This is a genomic window from Klebsiella sp. 18074 (assembly GCF_902705905.1).
Classification (GTDB): Bacteria; Pseudomonadota; Gammaproteobacteria; order Enterobacterales; family Enterobacteriaceae; genus Klebsiella; species Klebsiella terrigena.
In genome coordinates this window covers 36,612-54,595 of the sequence record NZ_CACSIS010000021.1, presented here as the reverse complement: position 1 = coordinate 54,595, position 17,984 = coordinate 36,612, and the positions used below count along the sequence as shown (strand labels likewise).

The following is a 17,984-nucleotide window of genomic DNA, read 5'->3' as shown; positions in this document are numbered from 1 at the left end:
ATGAGTGACGAGCCGCTGCGCCCGGACCCTGACCGTCTGCTGCAACACGCCGCCGAGCCGCATCGCGGCAAGCTAAAGGTATTCTTTGGCGCCTGCGCGGGCGTCGGTAAAACCTGGGCGATGCTGGCGGAGGCGCAGCGGCTTCGCGCCCAGGGGCTCGATATTCTGATTGGCGTGGCGGAAACCCACGGGCGCAAAGAGACGGCGGCGATGCTGGAGGGGCTAAGCACCCTCCCCCCACGCCGTTTCTCCCACCGCGGGCGCTACGTTCACGAATTCGATCTCGATGCCGCCCTGGCCCGCCGCCCGGCGCTGATTCTGGTCGATGAACTGGCGCACAGCAACGCTCCCGGCTCACGCCACCCTAAGCGCTGGCAGGACGTTGAAGAGCTGCTTGAAGCCGGCATCGACGTCTTTACCACCGTTAACGTCCAGCATCTGGAAAGCCTGAACGACGTGGTCAGCGGCATCACCGGCGTGCAAGTCCGCGAAACCGTCCCCGACCCGTTCTTTGATGCCGCCGATGAAGTGGTGCTGGTCGATCTTCCCCCCGACGATCTTCGCCAGCGCCTTAATGAAGGGAAGGTATATATCGGCGGCCAGGCCGAACGTGCCATCGAGAACTTCTTTCGCAAAGGTAATCTGATTGCCCTGCGCGAGCTGGCGCTGCGCCGCACCGCCGACCGGGTCGATGAGCAGATGCGCGCCTGGCGCGACCGTCAGGGCCAGGAGAAAGTCTGGCATACCCGCGACGCTATCCTGCTGTGCATCGGCCACAATACCGGCAGCGAGAAGCTGGTACGCGCCGCCGCCCGCCTCGCCGCCAGGCTCGGCAGCATCTGGCACGCGGTCTACGTTGAAACTCCGTCTCTGCATCGCCTGCCGGAAGGCAAACGGCGGGCGATCCTCGCGGCGCTCAGGCTCGCCCAGGAGCTGGGCGCGGAGACCGCCACCTTGTCCGATCCTTCGGAAGAGAAGGCGGTTTTGCACTACGCCCGGGAGCATAACCTCGGAAAGATCGTGATTGGCCGTCAGCGGCAACGCCGCTGGTGGGATCGGCAGGGCTTTGCCGACCGTCTGGCCCGCCACGCGCCGGACCTCGACCTGGTTGTGATTGCCCTTGATGAAAAGAGCGCCCCCCTGCCCGCCCGCGCCGGCGATAGCCGCACCACGATGGATAAGTGGCGGCTACAGCTGCAGGGCTGCTGCGTTGCGGTGGCCATCTGCGCGGTGATTACGCTCTTCGCCATGCAGTGGCTGGTGGCCTTTGAGGCCGCTAACCTGGTGATGATCTACCTGCTCGGTGTGGTAGTTATCGCCCTGCTGTACGGCCGCTGGCCGTCGGTGCTGGCGACGGTTATCAACGTCGTCAGCTTCGATCTGTTCTTTATCGCCCCGCGCGGCACGCTGGCGGTTTCCGACGTCCAGTATCTCCTGACCTTCGGGGTCATGCTCACCGTAGGCCTGGTGATCGGTAACCTCACCGCCGGCGTGCGCTACCAGGCCCGCGTCGCCCGCTACCGCGAGCAGCGCACCCGTCATCTGTATGAGATGTCAAAAGCGCTGGCGGTCGTGCGCAGCCGGGAAGATATCGCGCTGACCAGCGAACGCTTTATCGCCTCGACTTTCCAGGCCCGGGGCCAGCTCCTGCTACCCGACGAGAGCGGAGCTCTGCGGCCGCTGACCCAGCAGGCGGGGCTCACTTCGTGGGATGATGCGATTGCGCGCTGGAGCTTCGATAAAGGCCAGCCCGCCGGCGCGGGCACCGATACGCTGCCCGGCGTTCCCTACCAGATCCTGCCGCTGAAAAGCGCCGCCCGCAGCTGGGGGCTGCTGGTGGTTGAGCCGGATAACCTGCGCCAGCTGATGATCCCCGAGCAGCAGCGGCTGCTGGAGACCTTTACCCTGCTGGTCGCCAGCGCCCTCGAGCGGCTGACGCTCACCGCCAGCGAAGAGCAGGCGCGGCTCAACAGCGAGCGCGAGCGCTTGCGTAACTCCCTGCTGGCGGCGCTGTCGCATGATTTACGCACCCCGCTGACGATCCTCTTCGGTCAGGCGGAAATTCTGACCCTCGACCTGGCGAGCGAAGGATCTAAACACGCGCCGCAGGCCAACGAAATTCGCCAGCACGTGCTCAACACCACCCGACTGGTGAATAATCTGCTGGATATGGCGCGGATCCAGTCCGGCGGTTTTAATTTGCACAAAGAGTGGCTCACTCTCGAAGAGGTGGTTGGCAGCGCGCTGCGGATGCTGGAGCCAGGCCTCGGCGGCCAGCATATTCAGCTGGCGCTACCCGACCCGCTGCTGCTGGTTCACGTAGACGGGCCGCTTTTTGAGCGGGTGCTGATCAATTTGCTGGAGAATGCGCTGAAGTACGCCGGACCGCGGGCGCAAATAGGCATTACGGCGCAGGCCGACGATCGCCAACTGCAGCTCGACGTGTGGGATAACGGTCCGGGGATCCCCCAGGGCCAGGAACAAGCTATCTTTGATAAGTTCGCCCGCGGTCATAAAGAGTCCGCCATCCCAGGCGTAGGGCTGGGGCTGGCGATCTGCCAGGCGATCGTCGAGGTCCACGGCGGCACCATCGGCGCGCAAACGCGCCCTGAGGGCGGCGCCTGCTTCCGTGTTACACTGCCGCGAGAGGCGCCGCCGGAGCTGGATGAGTGGTGCGGCGACGCGCGAACTGACTGAAAGCACTAGCCGAGGAACCGTGATCAACGTTCTTATTATTGAAGATGAACATGCTATTCGTCGCTTTCTGCGCACCGCGCTGGAAGCCGACGGCATGCGCGTATTTGAAGCCGAAACGCTGCAGCGCGGTCTTCTCGAAGCCGCAACCCGCAAGCCTGATCTGACGATCCTTGACCTTGGCCTCCCCGATGGCGACGGTAGCGATTTTATTCGCGAAGTGCGCCAGTGGAGCCAGATGCCGATTATCGTGCTGTCGGCGCGTACGGAAGAACAGGATAAGATTGCCGCGCTGGATGCCGGCGCCGATGACTATCTGAGTAAGCCGTTTGGCATTGGCGAGCTGCAGGCGCGGCTGCGGGTCGCGCTGCGCCGTCACGCTGGCGCTCAGGCCGACGAGCCGCTGGTGCGCTTTGCCAATATTGAAGTTGATATTCCCGCCCGCCGCATCGTACGTGGCGACGAAGAGATCCATCTGACGCCAATTGAGTTTCGCCTGCTGGCGGTGCTGTTGAATAATCCCGGTAAGGTGCTGACCCAGCGCCATCTGCTGAATCACGTCTGGGGGCCGAATGCGGTGGAGCACAGCCACTATCTGCGAATTTATATGGGGCATCTGCGGCAAAAGCTGGAGGTTGATCCCGCGCGGCCGCAGCATCTGCTGACCGAGACCGGCATTGGCTACCGGTTTATGCCTTAGGTTCGAAAGAGCGTCGGGCCGCGGCGAAAGCGCCGGGCCCGAGCAGGAGCGTCCCTCTTCCCGGCGAGCGTTGCGCCATCGGGAGAGGGTTCACCAGGCTATCAGGCGTTTTTCAGCACTTCGCTGACAATTTCTACCGCTTCTTTCTCAATCTGCTTGCGATGCTCTTCGCCGAGGAAGCTTTCGCAGTAGATCTTGTAGGCGTCTTCCGTGCCTGACGGACGAGCGGCAAACCAGCCGTTGTCGGTCATCACTTTCAGACCGCCGATCGACGCACCGTTGCCCGGCGCGGCGGTCAGGCGAGCGGTGATCGGATCGCCCGCCAGCGTATTTGCGCTGACCATCTCCGGCGACAGCTTCGACAGCGCCGCTTTTTGCGCGGAGGTTGCCGATGCCTGCAGGCGGTTATAGCTCGGCGCGCCGAAGCGTGCGGCCAGCTCATCATAGTGCTGCTGCGGGTTTTTACCGGTGACGGCGGTGATTTCCGCGGCCAGCAGGCACATGATGATACCGTCTTTGTCGGTAGACCACGGCGTGCCGTCAAAACGCAGGAACGAAGCGCCCGCGCTCTCTTCACCGCCGAAGCCAAAGCTGCCGTCAAACAGGCCGTCAACGAACCATTTAAAGCCTACCGGCACTTCCACCAGCTTACGGCCAAGGTCACCGACCACGCGGTCGATCATCGCCGAAGAGACCAGCGTTTTGCCAACGGCAACCTCTTTGCCCCACTGCGGACGGTGCTGGAACAGATAGTTGATCGCCACCGCCAGATAGTGGTTCGGGTTCATCAGCCCGGCCGGGGTTACGATGCCGTGACGGTCGTAATCCGGGTCGTTGGCGAAGGCCAGATCGAACTTGTCGCGCAGCGCCAGCAGGCCGGCCATCGCGCACTCGGACGAGCAGTCCATGCGGATGGCGCCGTCTTTATCCAGGTGCATAAAGCGGAAGGTTTGATCGACATGATCGTTAACGATGGTCAGATCCAGCTTGTAGTACTCGGCGATGCGCTTCCAGTATTCAATCCCGGAGCCGCCCAGCGGATCGACGCCAAGCTTAAGGCCCGCTTTTTGAATCGCCGCCATATCGACGATATCCGCCAGACCTTCAATAAACGGCTGAACCAGATCCTGCTCTTTCACGTGGCCGGAGGCCAGAGCGGTATCGAGGGAGATGCGCTTCACGCCCTGCAGGCCGGAAGCCAGCAGTTCGTTAGCCCGGTTTTCCACCACCTTGGTGACGTTGGTATCAGCCGGACCGCCGTTCGGCGGGTTGTACTTGATACCGCCATCTTCCGGCGGGTTATGCGACGGCGTAATGACGATACCATCCGCCAGCGGGCCACCCTTTTTGTTGTGCACCAGAATGGCGTTGGAAATCGCCGGCGTCGGGGTGAAGCCGTTGTTTTCCTGCACGATCACATCAACACCGTTAGCCGCCAGTACTTCCAGTACGGAAATAAAGGCTGGCTCGGAGAGCGCGTGGGTATCCTTACCGACGTAGCATGGACCGGTAATCCCGTTCTTCGCGCGATCTTCCGCAATCGCCTGGGCAATCGCCAGAATATGCTGCTCGTTGAAGTTATGGCGACCTGCGCTGCCGCGATGGCCAGAGGTCCCGAACTTCACCGCATGCTCCGCGTTGCCTGCTTCCGGCTTCAGTACATAGTACTGGGCAGTCAGCTGGGCGACGTTAATCAAATCACTCTGTTGTGCAGGCTGCCCCGCACGCTTATCGATTGCCATTGCCTGATCCTTCTGATGCAAAGGTGAATAAAGCTAGATCGTGCCGCAAACCTTCTCAATCAACTCCGCAGGGAATTGCATTGACTGCATGATATGTTCAATCATGCTGCATTTGCGGCCAGTATTGGTATTGGTGATCACCCACCACGGCGTGCCGGGGACCTGCTTAGGCTTGGTCTGATTGCCGCTTTTCAGCAGGATGCGGGCATCTTCAGCGAAATAGGTTCGCGTACGCCCGTGCAGAGACTCGGTGGCCGCAGCAAACGCTTTGCTGTCCAGCGAGTACAGCGTCGTCAGCACCAGCATAAAACGGTTTACCGCGCGCTTTTGCTCGGCGTATTCATCAGATAACAGCAGTTCGCGCACGGCGCGAACTTTATCCTTTACCGGGTTAACGGGCTTGACCTCAACAACGGCGGTCGGAGCCGGCGCCGGCGCGGCTTTCGCGACGGAAGTGGCAGTCTGGGAAGCGGCGGAAAATTTCAGCATGCGCCGTAAAATGTCGGATGCACTCTCACCAATATGCTGGGTGTGGCTGGCAATATAGCGATAGAGATCATCATCAACTTCAATTGTTTTCATCTTAATCCAGTGCGATATCTTATTCTGAATACAAGTTGTCAGGATTATAAGGACAAATCCTAACCGCGGATAGCGTCAAACCAGGATGGCGGTAAAACTCAGATAGCTCTGGGTCTTGCAGCCGGATGGCAGAATGTCCAACATAATACCCTAACCCGACGGAGCGAAAAAAAGAACTTTGCCATGAAATTAAATAGCCGCGCGCAATCTGCACAAAATCCGCACAATAATTCCCCTGTTGTCCTGGTTCACGGCCTGTTTGGCAGCCTTGATAACCTGGGTATCCTCGCACGCGACCTGGTCGCCGACTACGATATCCTGCAGGTCGATATGCGCAATCACGGTCTTTCCCCGCGCGATCCGCAGATGACCTACGCCGCGATGGCTCAGGATCTGCTCGACACCCTTGACGATCTGCAGCTGGAAAAAGCGACCTTTATCGGCCACTCAATGGGCGGTAAAGCGGTGATGGCGCTTAGCGCCCTCGCGCCGGAACGCATAGACGGCCTGGTGGCTATCGATATCGCGCCGGTGGATTATCACGTCCGCCGCCATGACGAAATCTTTGCCGCCATCAACGCCGTAACCACCACCGGTGCCGCCACCCGCCAGCAGGCGGCGGCGCTCATGCGCGAGCACCTGCAGGAAGAGGGCGTGATTCAGTTTCTGCTGAAGTCATTCGTTGACGGCCAGTGGCGGTTTAACGTGCCGGTCCTGTGGGATCAATATAGCCATATCGTTGGCTGGCAGCCGGTTCCCGCGTGGTCGCATCCGGCCCTGTTTATCCCAGGCGGCAACTCTCCCTACGTGACCGATGAGTATCGTGACGCGCTGCTGGCGCAGTTCCCGCAGGCCCGCGCGCACGTGATTGCCGGCGCGGGCCATTGGGTCCATGCGGAGAAACCGGAGGCGGTACTGCGCGCAATTCGCCGATATCTCTCCTCTTTAGCGGCATAACTGGCTAAAAACTGCCCGACCGCGCCGCAGAATGCCCGCGGTCGTTGGCGCAGAGGTTCGCCTGATGTATTATGGCGCGCTATCTGTGTCGGCAATGGCCCGACAACTCGTTTCCCCGAAGTCACTCTGAATCATGGCAAAAGAACAAACGGACCGTACGACATTAGATTTGTTCGCAACCGAGCGTCGCCCGGGTAGACCAAAGACCAATCCGCTTTCGCGCGACGAGCAGCTGCGCATCAATAAACGCAACCAGCTTAAACGCGACAAAGTTCGCGGCTTGAAGCGCGTGGAGCTCAAGCTCAACGCTGAAGCGGTTGATGCGCTCAATGAGCTAGCTGATGCCCGCAATATGAACCGTAGCGATCTGATTGAAGAGATGTTGATGAACCAGCTGGCAGCCCTGCATAGCCAGGGTAAAGTCTGAGAAACCTCAAAAACAGCACTTTCATGTAGCAGAGTGTGCAGTCGGGTGTGATTGCTGTTTCCGCGCCCTTCCCTGTTCTGCTATGATTGCCGTTATCTGCGGGCATTACGCCACTACCACATCATTAAGTTTCAAGAGGTTATTTTACTCATGGCAATCATCGGCATCTTTTTTGGCAGCGACACCGGCAACACCGAAAATATTGCAAAAATGATCCAAAAGCAGCTCGGTAAAGACGTTGCTGATGTTCACGACATTGCCAAAAGCAGCAAAGAAGACCTGCAGGGTCATGACATTCTGCTGCTGGGCATCCCAACCTGGTACTACGGTGAAGCGCAGTGTGACTGGGATGATTTCTTCCCGACGCTGGAAGAAGTCGACTTCAACGGTAAGCTGGTCGCCCTGTTTGGCTGCGGCGACCAGGAAGACTACGCTGAATATTTCTGTGATGCGCTGGGGACCATTCGCGACATCATCGAACCGCGCGGTGCAACCATCGTCGGCCACTGGCCAACTGCGGGCTACCATTTCGAAGCCTCTAAAGGTCTCGCCGATGACGACCATTTCGTCGGTCTCGCTATCGATGAAGACCGTCAGCCTGAGCTGACCAACGAGCGCGTTGAGAAATGGGTTAAGCAGATTTCTGAAGAACTGCATCTCGAAGAAATCAAAAACGCCTGATGATTAAACGGCGCTATCTTCGGGTATCGCCGTATTAATAGGTAAAAGCAATAAAACTAATAGCTACAAGTTTTTAACTTTTAATCACATATCTGTACAATGTCCTCTGATTTAACGAGGAGACGTGACACAGTTTGTAGCCCGTGCCTCGTTTTTGACAGCATACAAGGCTCGATGCTTGCGGTTTTCATTTCATCATGGCAGTTCTATAATGAGACGCGTTACATCGGGTGATTCTCTGTATTACTTCCGCTAATGGAAGTAGATCGTTTAGCAACAGGACAGATTCCGCATGACTGACAACAATACCGCATTGAAGAAGGCTGGCCTGAAAGTCACACTTCCACGATTAAAAATTCTGGAAGTGCTGCAGGGGCCGGATAACCATCACGTCAGCGCGGAAGATTTATACAAACGCCTGATCGACATGGGGGAAGAGATCGGTCTGGCTACCGTTTATCGCGTACTGAACCAGTTTGATGATGCCGGCATTGTTACCCGCCATAATTTTGAAGGCGGTAAATCCGTTTTCGAACTGACGCAGCAGCATCATCACGATCACCTGATTTGCCTCGATTGTGGCAAAGTGATCGAATTCAGCGATGACTCCATCGAAGCGCGTCAGCGTGAAATTGCCCACCGTCACGGTATCCGCCTGACCAACCACAGCCTGTACCTGTACGGTCACTGTGCTGAAGGCGACTGCCGCGAAAATGAACACGCGCACGACGCTGTGGAAAAGTAGTTTCCCACAGCATAAGCAGCAAAAAGCCAACCTGAAGGTTGGCTTTTTTTTATGCCCGTAATAAGGCAGTACGCGGAGGATCAGGGCTGGGTATTGTTGCTGCGAATCTCTTGCCAGATCTGGTCGCAGCGGGCTTTGACCGCCTGATCGTTCCCGGTACGGGTCGCCAGGATACACTGCTGATAATCCAGCACCCGTACGCTTTCCTGGGTGGCGAACTGCTGGTGCTGCTTATCCTCTTTAAGAACGTTCAGCACACTCTGGCAGGCCTGAACTTTATCCGGATTCCCTTCTGCCGTATTGATGCAGGCGCTGTAGGCATCCTTCAACTTAGTGTCTTCTTTTGGCGCCGGTGACTGCGCACAGGCTACCAGACCCGATGCCATGATGGCGATGAGCAATAGCTTTTTCATAATCAACCTCACAGGCTGGCGGCAGGCTTACGCCCGCCGCTGCGGCATCAGAAAATAGTGAACGGGGCAATAACCATAAACTTCACGTCACGCTCATCCTGGAAGATGTTGCCGTAACCGCCGCTCCAGCTTGGAATATCGGAGTGGTTGTCGTACTGAGTGAAGTGGAGTTTGAACAGCGTTCCTTTTGCCCGGCCGTCCTGTACGGTATACATGGCGTCGAGGCTGTAGGCCGACTCTTCCAGACGTTTGTCCGCGTTGTAGTAGGCGTCAGGCGTCGCCATTTTGCCCGGTTTCGCATCCCATGCGTAAACGTAGGACGCACCAAACGCCCAGCCCGGCATATTCCAGTTTTTCATGTCGTACATCGCGCCGAAGAACACGGCCTTTTCACCGTTGGCGTTAAAGTCGGAGCGGTTATCCCACCACACGTCCAGGCGACCGTTAGAGGATGCGTAGGTTGGGGTCATGCGCTGCAGAAAGTAGCCCTGCTGGCCCTCGGCCTTAACCCAGGTACCTTCCAGACGCAGATCCAGCACATCGGCAACCTTGTAGCCAAAGGTCAGCGCCTGCAGCCAGGCGGTGCCGTCGTAAATATCGTTGGCGCCGCCGTTGCTGACCTTATCGCGGGTGCCGTAGAACTGATAGCTGGTGTTTAACGGGGTACCGGCAACGTCAAATTTATAGCTGGCCTTGGCAAAATACTGGTCGATATAACCCTGAGCCTGGCCAAACGCGGCCTCCAGCACGAGGTCATTTTTAAAATCATATTTGGCGCCCAGAGAGTGCAGATAATCGACTTTTGTCTTCTTATCGTTCTGGTAGAAATCATCCATCTCAATGTGCCACGGCGCTTTGTATTCGTTCGTCCACATGTAGGAGAAACTCAGCGCGCCGGAATCACCGTAATCAAAGTTGGCTCCGGCTTCAGCACCTTGATAAGTGCCAGGCATAAAACTCCAGTGCGGAGCCAGCAGCGTTTGCCCGGTTGGCTGAATGTAGCCAGCGCGCGCCCACGTCGGGCCATACTTAAATTTTGCCGCCGCTTTATAGAGGCTGATCCCGCTCTTATCGCCGGAGTAATCTTCGTCGTAGGCTTTATTTCTTGAGGAGAAGGCAATTTCGTTCGGGTGGCCGCTTTCGCTGCTTTCCGCCATTTCAATGGCGGTAAAGGCCGCCACGTCGATACCAAACATATCGGCGGCATAGCCGGACTGGAAGTCCAGGTTGGCGTTCCAGGTTGAATGCGAAAGGTTGGTTTTGTACTTATCGCCGTCGGTGACGTCTTTACGGTCGCGCTCACGCTGCCAGTAATAGACACCGCCGGTTAATGTGGAATCATCAATAAAACCTGCTGCGCTGGCCTGCGGAACAACGATCCAGCTCGACATCGCGGTGACGGCGGCAATAGCCAGCGCCAGCGTACTACGTTTGCCACTAAACGTACGCATGTGCATATCCTCTTTGACGTTTTAAAACGCGGAGCCAAAGGCAAGCCGCGAAAAATAAATAAGACTGCTAAAAAGCGGTGCGGAAAAAGTCCGCAAATCCACTAGGGATAGACTATTTTTCGTGACGCGAATTATCAATCTCTTTCGACGATCAAATCTTAAGATTATGACAAAGCGCACATATTCTATGTCTTTTTGTTACAGCCTTAAATTTTGTAGATTTAGTACGGAAGTATTTACAAAATCAGGATAAAACGGGAAATAGAAACGCTTACAGCGTTTTTTTACGCGATAATCGGCGACGGGCCCGGCGGGATATATTACAGGTTGTAAACAAGATTAATTCGCATCGCAAAAATAACCAGATTCGGCCGCGAAAGACGGAAATAAAAAACCTCGCTGCGGCGTAATGCTTGTCAGTTAAGCTTTTGAAGGAGGCCGCAACGGATAACGTTGTGGCCTCTTTTTTACGGCTCTCGGGTAATGCCGCGCTCTTCGCCCCGGCAGTACGAAGCTTGACGCCATGCTCAGTATCTCTGCCAGCGATGCAGCAGGCCCGGCGCATAGAAGCCTTTATCCATGAGGGTCAGCGAGTGGTCAGGCGTCCGGTCGATAATCTGTGCGGCAAGCTCAGCCTCACCGCACTCAGAGACACTGTCGAAGGCAACTGCGGACAGCAGGTGGCCTGTCACTTCCATCTGGCAGACCATGCGAAGCTGTGGCCATTCGGACTGCTTATTGACATTGGCCGTGCGGCCGAAGGCGGCATCGTTTTCAGGAGTATCAGGTGTCCGCCATAACGTACCGTCCACGGCCATCAGCGTCAGGCCGTTCCAGTAAGACTGGGGTATTTTTTCAAACCAGAGTTGCCGTGTTTTTTCGAACATCAGCCGGATAACATCCTTCCCGAGCCGTTGTCGGGCCTGAACAACGGCGCTGGGTGCAACGAAGGGCCGGTTACCGGGCAGGAGAATGTCCATATGAGAGACCAGCTGGCTCATGGAATGAGAGCGAAACAGAGCCTGCCCAGACCATCATCTCCATAGAGAGGCGGCGCTTACGCAGGGTTACGATACCGGTATCAGCCAGACACTCATCAATCAGTTCGGGAGAAAGCAGGTCTGCAAGAGCAGCAAACTCCTGCGGGGAGAATTTATGGACGGTGTCTAAAGCCTGGCTGAGTAACATAAAAAAATCCGTAATCCCTGGAGAGATTACGGATTCTTACACAGCCACTGGATCGGTCAACCGATCCTTAACTGATCGGCATTACGCGGGAGGCGGCGTTTTTGCTGACGAGGCGAGGACGCGGGTTTATGCGCCGATCTTCGCCCAGGTATCGCGCAGGCCAACGGTGCGGTTGAACACCAGACGGTCAGCGGTAGCATAGCGGCTGTCGAGGCAGAAGTAGCCTTCACGCTCGAACTGCAGCGCCTTACCGGCCTGCGCCTGCGCCAGGCTCGGCTCGGCAAAGCCGTGCTTGATAACCAGCGATTCAGGGTTCATCACGGCAAGGAAGTCCTCTTCGGCGCCCGGATTCGGCACGCTGAACAGACGGTCGTACAGGCGAATTTCTACCGGCAGCGCGTGCGCCACGCTCACCCAGTGGATAACGCCCTTGACCTTGCGGCCGTCAGCAGGATCTTTGCTCAGCGTATCGGCATCATAGGTACAGAAGATGGTGGTGATATTGCCCTCTGCATCCTTCTCTACGCGCTCGGCTTTGATCACGTAGGCATTGCGCAGGCGAACCTCTTTGCCCAGCACCAGACGCTTGTACTGCTTGTTGGCTTCCTCACGGAAGTCCGCGCGATCGATCCAGATTTCACCGCTGAACGGCACGTCGCGGCTGCCCATTTCCGGCTTGCTCGGATGGTTCGGCATGGTCACATTTTCACTGCCGCCCTGCGGATAGTTTTCGATAACCAGTTTTACCGGATCGATAACGGCCATGGCGCGCGGGGCGTTTTCGTTCAGATCTTCACGAATGCAGGATTCCAGCGACGCCATTTCAATGGTGTTGTCCTGTTTGGTCACGCCGATGCGCTTACAGAACTCGCGAATCGATTCGGCGGTATAGCCGCGGCGACGCAGGCCGGAAATCGTCGGCATACGCGGATCGTCCCAGCCCTCAACGTGCTTCTCGGTGACCAGCTGGTTCAGCTTGCGCTTGGACATCACGGTATATTCGAGATTCAGGCGCGAGAATTCGTACTGGCGCGGGTGAACCGGGATGCTGATGTTATCCAGCACCCAATCGTACAGGCGACGGTTGTCCTGGAACTCCAGGGTACACAGAGAGTGCGTAATACCTTCCAGCGCATCGCTGATGCAGTGGGTAAAGTCATACATCGGGTAGATGCACCACTTGCTGCCGGTCTGATGGTGATCGGCGAACTTAATGCGGTACAGCACCGGATCGCGCATGACGATAAACGGCGAGGCCATATCGATTTTCGCACGCAGGCAGGCTTTACCTTCGGCAAAACCACCGGCGCGCATTTTTTCAAACAGCGCCAGGTTCTCTTCTACGCTGCGATCGCGGTACGGGCTGTTTTTGCCCGGCGCTTTCAGCGAGCCGCGGTATTCGCGGATCTCTTCCGCCGACAGCTCGTCAACGTAGGCCAGACCTTTATTGATCAGCTCAACGGCGTAGCTGTGCAGCTGATCGAAATAATCAGACGAGTAGCAAACTTTCCCGGACCAGTGGAAACCTAACCACTGCACGTCGTTTTTAATCGACTCAACGTATTCGATATCTTCTTTCACCGGGTTGGTGTCATCGAAGCGCAGGTTGCATTGGCCTTGATAATCCTGAGCAATGCCGAAGTTCAGGCAAATTGATTTCGCGTGGCCAATGTGCAGATAACCGTTCGGCTCCGGCGGGAAGCGCGTATGAACGGTGGTGTGCTTACCAGTAGCCAGATCTTCATCGATGATCTGACGAATAAAGTTAGTTGGGCGGGCTTCTGCCTCACTCATCGTGGGTTCCTCAAAGCGTAAACAACGTATAACGGGACATGATCTTACAAGCAGGACGTGGAGACAACTATTAGTTACTGAAAATACGTATCTGAAGGAGATTATGGGGTCATTTGCTGCAAAAAAAAGCGGCGGAGGTTTCCCCCCGCCGCACAGGCATAAACTCTACTCAGGAGCCCTACTTGCCTTTAATCTCATACAGCGGCGTCTGGCCGGCGACAACTTTACCGCTCGCCTGAATCACCAGCGCGCTGTAATCGTCGCTGTTGCTGCAGACTACCGGGCTAATCATTGAGCGGGCGTTCGCGTTGAGGAAGTCCAGATCCATTTCCAGAATCGGCTGGCCTGCCTTCACTTCCGCGCCCTCTTCGACCAGGCGCTTGAAGCCCTGGCCGTTCAGCGCGACGGTATCAATGCCCATATGGACAACGATTTCCGCGCCGTTTTCCGTTTCCAGACAGAACGCGTGGTTGGTATTGAAGATCTTAACGACGGTACCCGCAGCCGGGGAGACCACAATCTTATCGCTCGGTTTCACCGCCACGCCGTCACCGACGGCTTTGCTGGCGAACGCCTCGTCCGGGACCTGCTCCAGCGCCACGATATCACCGGTAATCGGCGAAACCAGCGCGGCGATGGTTTTCGCGTTAGCCACGGCCTGCGGTTTTGCGGCAGCCGTCGCTGCGGGTGCGCTTGCCGTGGCCGCTGCTGCGGCAACCGGACCGGTGGTCTTCATGGCGTTAGCAATTTTTTCGGCGACGAAGCCAACGATGATCTGGACGCTGGTTTTGTTCAGGCGAATCACGCCAGAAGCCCCCAGTTTTTTCGCCAGAGCTTCATTCACTAATGCGGAGTCTTTGACGTTCAGACGCAGACGAGTGATACAGGCGTCGATACCGGTCAGGTTGTCAGAACCGCCGACGGCGGCAATGTACTGACGCGCCAGACCTGCAGCATCCTGCTCTTTATCACCGCTCACATTCACATCCTGACCATCCGCTTCGCTGCCGGAAACCGCCAGTTCACGACCCGGGGTCATCAGGTTGAATTTAGTGATGGTGAAGCGGAACACCACGTAGTAAATCACGAAGAACACCAGACCCTGCGGGATCAACATGTACCAGTGAGTTGCCAGCGGGTTACGGGTGGACAGGAACATATCCACCAGACCGGCGCTGAAGCCGAAACCGGCAATCCAGTGCATGCTCGCCGCGATAAATACGGAGATCCCCGTCAGTACGGCGTGGATGAAATACAGCACCGGCGCCACGAACATGAAGGAGAATTCCAGCGGTTCGGTGATACCGGTAAAGAAGGCAGCAAATGCACCCGCCATCATAATACCCAGCACTTTCGCTTTATTCTCAGGACGCGCGCAGTGATAGATAGCCAGCGCCGCACCCGGCAGACCGAACATCATGATCGGGAAGAAGCCCGCCTGATAACGACCGGTGATACCGATTTCCGCTTTACCCGCCGCGATAGACTGTGCGCCACCGAGGAAGTTAGGAATATCGTTGATACCGGCAACGTCAAACCAGAATACGGAGTTCAGCGCGTGGTGCAGACCAACCGGGATCAGCAGACGGTTGAAGAACGCATAGATACCTGCGCCCGCAGAACCGAGTTTCTGGATGTGCTCACCGAAGTTTACCAGACCATCAAAAATGACCGGCCAGACATACATCAGGATGAACGCGACGACAATCATCACAAACGAGGTGAGGATTGGCACCAGACGACGGCCGCTGAAGAACGACAGCGCTTTCGGCAGTTCAACGCCGCTGAAGCGGTTGTACAGTTCGGCGGAGATAATACCGACAAGGATACCGACGAACTGGTTGCTGATTTTACCGAAAGCAGCAGGAACCTGGTCCGCAGGGATCTTCTGGATCATCGCGACCGCAGCAGGAGAACAAAGCGTGGTCAACACGAGGAAGCCCACAAAACCGGTCAGTGCCGCAGCACCATCTTTATCTTTGGACATACCGTAAGCCACACCAATGGCGAACAGTACAGACATGTTGTCGATGATGGCAGAACCGGACTTGATGAACAGCGCCGCAAGAGCGTTGTCGCCACCCCAGCTAACCGGGTCAATCCAGTAACCGACACCCATTAAGATCGCTGCCGCTGGCAGCGTGGCGACCGGCACCATCAGTGCGCGACCAACCTTTTGTAAATAGCCTAGAATGCTCACTTTATTCCCCCTATTAGACCCCGTAAGGCTCGTGTAAAGCCATTTTTTTATTGTGTAACCAGGTCAGATTTTTAACTTACTGGTAAAGTGTGTTGAAAATTAATTCGTATCGCAAATTAATTACGTATTTTTTGTGACTATAATCACCAAATATCGTATTAACCCCTCCCGATGACTGGCTAACTTCGAAAACTTATTTTATCATTCAAAAAATCAACACGGATTGACCCCGGTCGGCGTAGAGACTGCAATACTCTTAATAGTATGCTGGCGCCAATCCGCCAGGTTCTAATTTAACTATAGAGGTGAAGAATGAGACTGATCCCCCTGGTAACCGCTGAACAAGTCGGCAAATGGGCCGCTCGCCATATCGTTAATCGCATCAATGCGTTCAAACCGACAGCAGACCGTCCGTTTGTCCTTGGTCTGCCTACCGGTGGCACCCCTCTGACCGCTTACAAAGCGCTGGTTGAGATGCACAAATCAGGCCAGGTCAGCTTCAAACATGTTGTCACCTTCAACATGGACGAATACGTTGGTCTGCCGAAAGAGCATCCGGAAAGCTATCATAGCTTCATGCATCGCAACTTCTTTGATCACGTTGATATTCCGGCGGAAAACATTAACCTTCTGAATGGTAACGCGCCAGATATCGATGCAGAATGCCGTCGTTATGAAGAAAAAATCCGCTCTTACGGCAAAATTAACCTGTTTATGGGCGGCGTAGGCAACGACGGACACATCGCGTTCAACGAACCGGCTTCTTCTCTGGCTTCCCGTACCCGTATTAAAACCCTGACCCATGACACCCGCGTGGCAAACTCCCGCTTCTTCGACGGCGACGTTGATCTGGTACCAAAATACGCCCTGACCGTTGGCGTGGGTACTCTGCTGGATGCCGAAGAAGTGATGATTCTGGTGCTGGGCCATCAGAAAGCGCTGGCGCTGCAGGCGGCGGTAGAAGGCAACGTCAACCACATGTGGACCATTACCTGTCTGCAGCTGCACCCGAAAGCCGTGGTGGTTTGCGACGAGCCGTCCACCATGGAACTGAAAGTGAAGACGCTGAAATACTTCAACGAATTAGAAGCCGAAAACGTCAAAGGGCTGTAATCTGGTCCCGTCCTGCGGCTACCCCCGCGGGACATTTCTTTTTTTTTGATGCACGCCATCATTCAGCCGGCAGCAAAACGGTCAGTTAACGGTCTGCTCATCAGGCCGGCCTGAAGGAAAGCGTGCGTAAACCGGGGGTCGTATGTATGCATTAACCCAAGGCCGGATCTATACCGGTCATGAAATTCTGGATGACCATGCGATAGTTATCGCTGATGGCCTTATCGAACGGATCTGTTCACTGGCTGATTTACCGTCCGAGATTGAGCAGCGCTCGGTCAACGGCGCCGTTCTCGCCCCCGGTTTTATCGACGTCCAGCTGAACGGCTGCGGCGGCGTGCAGTTTAACGACAGCCCGGATGCGGTGACCGTCGAAACGCTGGAAATCATGCAGAAAGCCAACGAACGCTCCGGCTGCACCAGCTATCTGCCAACGCTTATCACCTCCAGCGACGATCTGATGAAACAGGGCGTGCGCGTCATGCGCGAGTACCTGCAAAAGTATCCTAACCAGGCGCTGGGCCTGCATCTTGAAGGCCCGTGGCTGAACATCGTCAAAAAAGGGACCCACAACCCGGACTACGTGCGTAAACCGGACGCCGCGCTGGTGGAGTTCCTGTGCGAAAATGCCGATGTCATCACCAAGGTGACCCTTGCGCCGGAGCGCGTCGGGCCAGAAGTGATTCGCCAGTTGGTCAACGCCGGGATTGTCGTCTCCGCAGGGCACTCCAACGCCACCCTCAAGGAAGCCAAAATCGGTTTCCGCGCGGGCATCACTTTCGCAACCCATCTTTATAACGCCATGCCGTATATTACCGGACGCGAGCCGGGCCTGGCGGGCGCTATTTTTGACGAGCCGGACGTTTACTGCGGTATTATCGTCGACGGTATGCACGTTGATTATGCTAACGTACGCAATGCGAAGCGCCTGAAGGGCGACAAGCTGTGCCTCGTGACCGATGCCACTGCGCCGGCGGGTGCCAATATTGAGCAGTTCATTTTTGCTGGTAAAACAATATACTACCGTAACGGACTGTGCGTAGATGAAAACGGTACCCTCAGTGGTTCTTCGCTGACCATGATTGAAGGCGTGCGTAATCTCGTCGAACATTGCGGTATCGCGCTGGAAGAAGTGTTGCGGATGGCAACCCTCTACCCTGCGCGTGCCATTGGCGTGGAAAAGCAGCTCGGCAGCATTGCGCCGGGAATGGTCGCTAACCTGACCGCCTTTACCCGCGACTATAAAATCATCAAGACCATCGTTAATGGTAACGAGGTCGTCACTGAGTAAGTAAAA

General features: G+C 56.3%; 14 protein-coding genes and 1 pseudogene. 8 read left to right on the top strand and 7 right to left on the bottom strand.

Annotated features, from left to right (window positions below; translation table 11 throughout):
* Both kdpD and kdpE read left to right on the top strand, forming a co-directional pair.
* Nucleotides 1-2,697, top strand: a complete 2,697-nt coding sequence (gene kdpD, locus GVK32_RS19665; protein WP_159871973.1) for a two-component system sensor histidine kinase KdpD — start codon at nt 1-3, stop codon at nt 2,695-2,697.
* A gap of 19 nt (nt 2,698-2,716) precedes the next feature.
* The gene (gene kdpE / locus GVK32_RS19660) at nt 2,717-3,394 is read left to right on the top strand and encodes a two-component system response regulator KdpE (protein ID WP_159871970.1); all 678 of its coding nucleotides are present in this window, start codon (nt 2,717-2,719) and stop codon (nt 3,392-3,394) included.
* A 101-nt stretch (nt 3,395-3,495) separates the two neighbouring features.
* Here the strand turns inward: kdpE and pgm are convergent, their stop codons facing one another.
* Together pgm and seqA are read right to left on the bottom strand one after the other, a co-directional pair.
* Nucleotides 3,496-5,136: a phosphoglucomutase (alpha-D-glucose-1,6-bisphosphate-dependent) gene (gene pgm, locus GVK32_RS19655; protein ID WP_159871967.1), complete on the bottom strand. Its 1,641-nt coding sequence runs from the start codon at nt 5,134-5,136 to the stop codon at nt 3,496-3,498.
* A 33-nt stretch (nt 5,137-5,169) separates the two neighbouring features.
* Entirely contained in the window at nt 5,170-5,718 is a 549-nt protein-coding gene (gene seqA, locus GVK32_RS19650; RefSeq protein ID WP_159871965.1) for a replication initiation negative regulator SeqA, read from the bottom strand.
* 183 nt (nt 5,719-5,901) lie between these two features.
* Here seqA and ybfF point away from each other — a divergent pair, with 183 nt between their 5' ends.
* The 4 genes from ybfF to fur all read left to right on the top strand — a co-directional run bounded on the left by ybfF (nt 5,902) and on the right by fur (nt 8,528).
* The gene (gene ybfF, locus GVK32_RS19645; protein ID WP_159871963.1) at nt 5,902-6,675 is read left to right on the top strand and encodes an esterase; all 774 of its coding nucleotides are present in this window, start codon (nt 5,902-5,904) and stop codon (nt 6,673-6,675) included.
* 133 nt (nt 6,676-6,808) lie between these two features.
* Nucleotides 6,809-7,102 (top strand): LexA regulated protein, encoded by a 294-nt coding sequence (gene ybfE, locus GVK32_RS19640; protein ID WP_041144611.1) that lies wholly within the window; start codon nt 6,809-6,811, stop codon nt 7,100-7,102.
* Between the two features lie 150 nt (nt 7,103-7,252).
* A complete protein-coding gene (fldA, locus tag GVK32_RS19635) occupies nt 7,253-7,783 on the top strand; it encodes a flavodoxin FldA (RefSeq protein WP_148250773.1) in 531 nt (176 codons plus the stop codon).
* Nucleotides 7,784-8,075: 292 nt separating this feature from the next.
* Nucleotides 8,076-8,528, top strand: coding sequence for a ferric iron uptake transcriptional regulator (fur, locus tag GVK32_RS19630; RefSeq protein WP_045854481.1), 453 nt, complete (start codon nt 8,076-8,078; stop codon nt 8,526-8,528).
* An 80-nt stretch (nt 8,529-8,608) separates the two neighbouring features.
* Here the strand turns inward: fur and chiQ are convergent, their stop codons facing one another.
* From chiQ to nagE, 5 genes and pseudogenes are all read right to left on the bottom strand, one after another.
* Nucleotides 8,609-8,941, bottom strand: a complete 333-nt coding sequence (gene chiQ / locus GVK32_RS19625; protein ID WP_159871961.1) for a ChiQ/YbfN family lipoprotein — start codon at nt 8,939-8,941, stop codon at nt 8,609-8,611.
* Between the two features lie 47 nt (nt 8,942-8,988).
* Nucleotides 8,989-10,392: a chitoporin gene (gene chiP, locus GVK32_RS19620; protein ID WP_159871959.1), complete on the bottom strand. Its 1,404-nt coding sequence runs from the start codon at nt 10,390-10,392 to the stop codon at nt 8,989-8,991.
* 533 nt (nt 10,393-10,925) lie between these two features.
* Nucleotides 10,926-11,580 (bottom strand): annotated as a pseudogene (locus GVK32_RS19615) (IS4 family transposase); the annotation flags it as partial.
* A 126-nt stretch (nt 11,581-11,706) separates the two neighbouring features.
* Nucleotides 11,707-13,374: a glutamine--tRNA ligase gene (gene glnS / locus GVK32_RS19610; RefSeq protein ID WP_159871957.1), complete on the bottom strand. Its 1,668-nt coding sequence runs from the start codon at nt 13,372-13,374 to the stop codon at nt 11,707-11,709.
* Nucleotides 13,375-13,552: 178 nt separating this feature from the next.
* A complete protein-coding gene (gene nagE / locus GVK32_RS19605) occupies nt 13,553-15,574 on the bottom strand; it encodes an N-acetylglucosamine-specific PTS transporter subunit IIBC (protein ID WP_159871955.1) in 2,022 nt (673 codons plus the stop codon).
* Nucleotides 15,575-15,886: 312 nt separating this feature from the next.
* Here nagE and nagB point away from each other — a divergent pair, with 312 nt between their 5' ends.
* On the top strand, nt 15,887-16,687 hold the full coding sequence (gene nagB, locus GVK32_RS19600; protein WP_123755961.1) for a glucosamine-6-phosphate deaminase: 801 nt from the start codon (nt 15,887-15,889) through the stop codon (nt 16,685-16,687).
* A 142-nt stretch (nt 16,688-16,829) separates the two neighbouring features.
* Complete coding sequence (gene nagA / locus GVK32_RS19595; RefSeq protein ID WP_159871953.1) at nt 16,830-17,978, top strand: N-acetylglucosamine-6-phosphate deacetylase; 1,149 nt, start codon at nt 16,830-16,832, stop codon at nt 17,976-17,978.
* Nucleotides 17,979-17,984 lie beyond the last annotated feature (6 nt).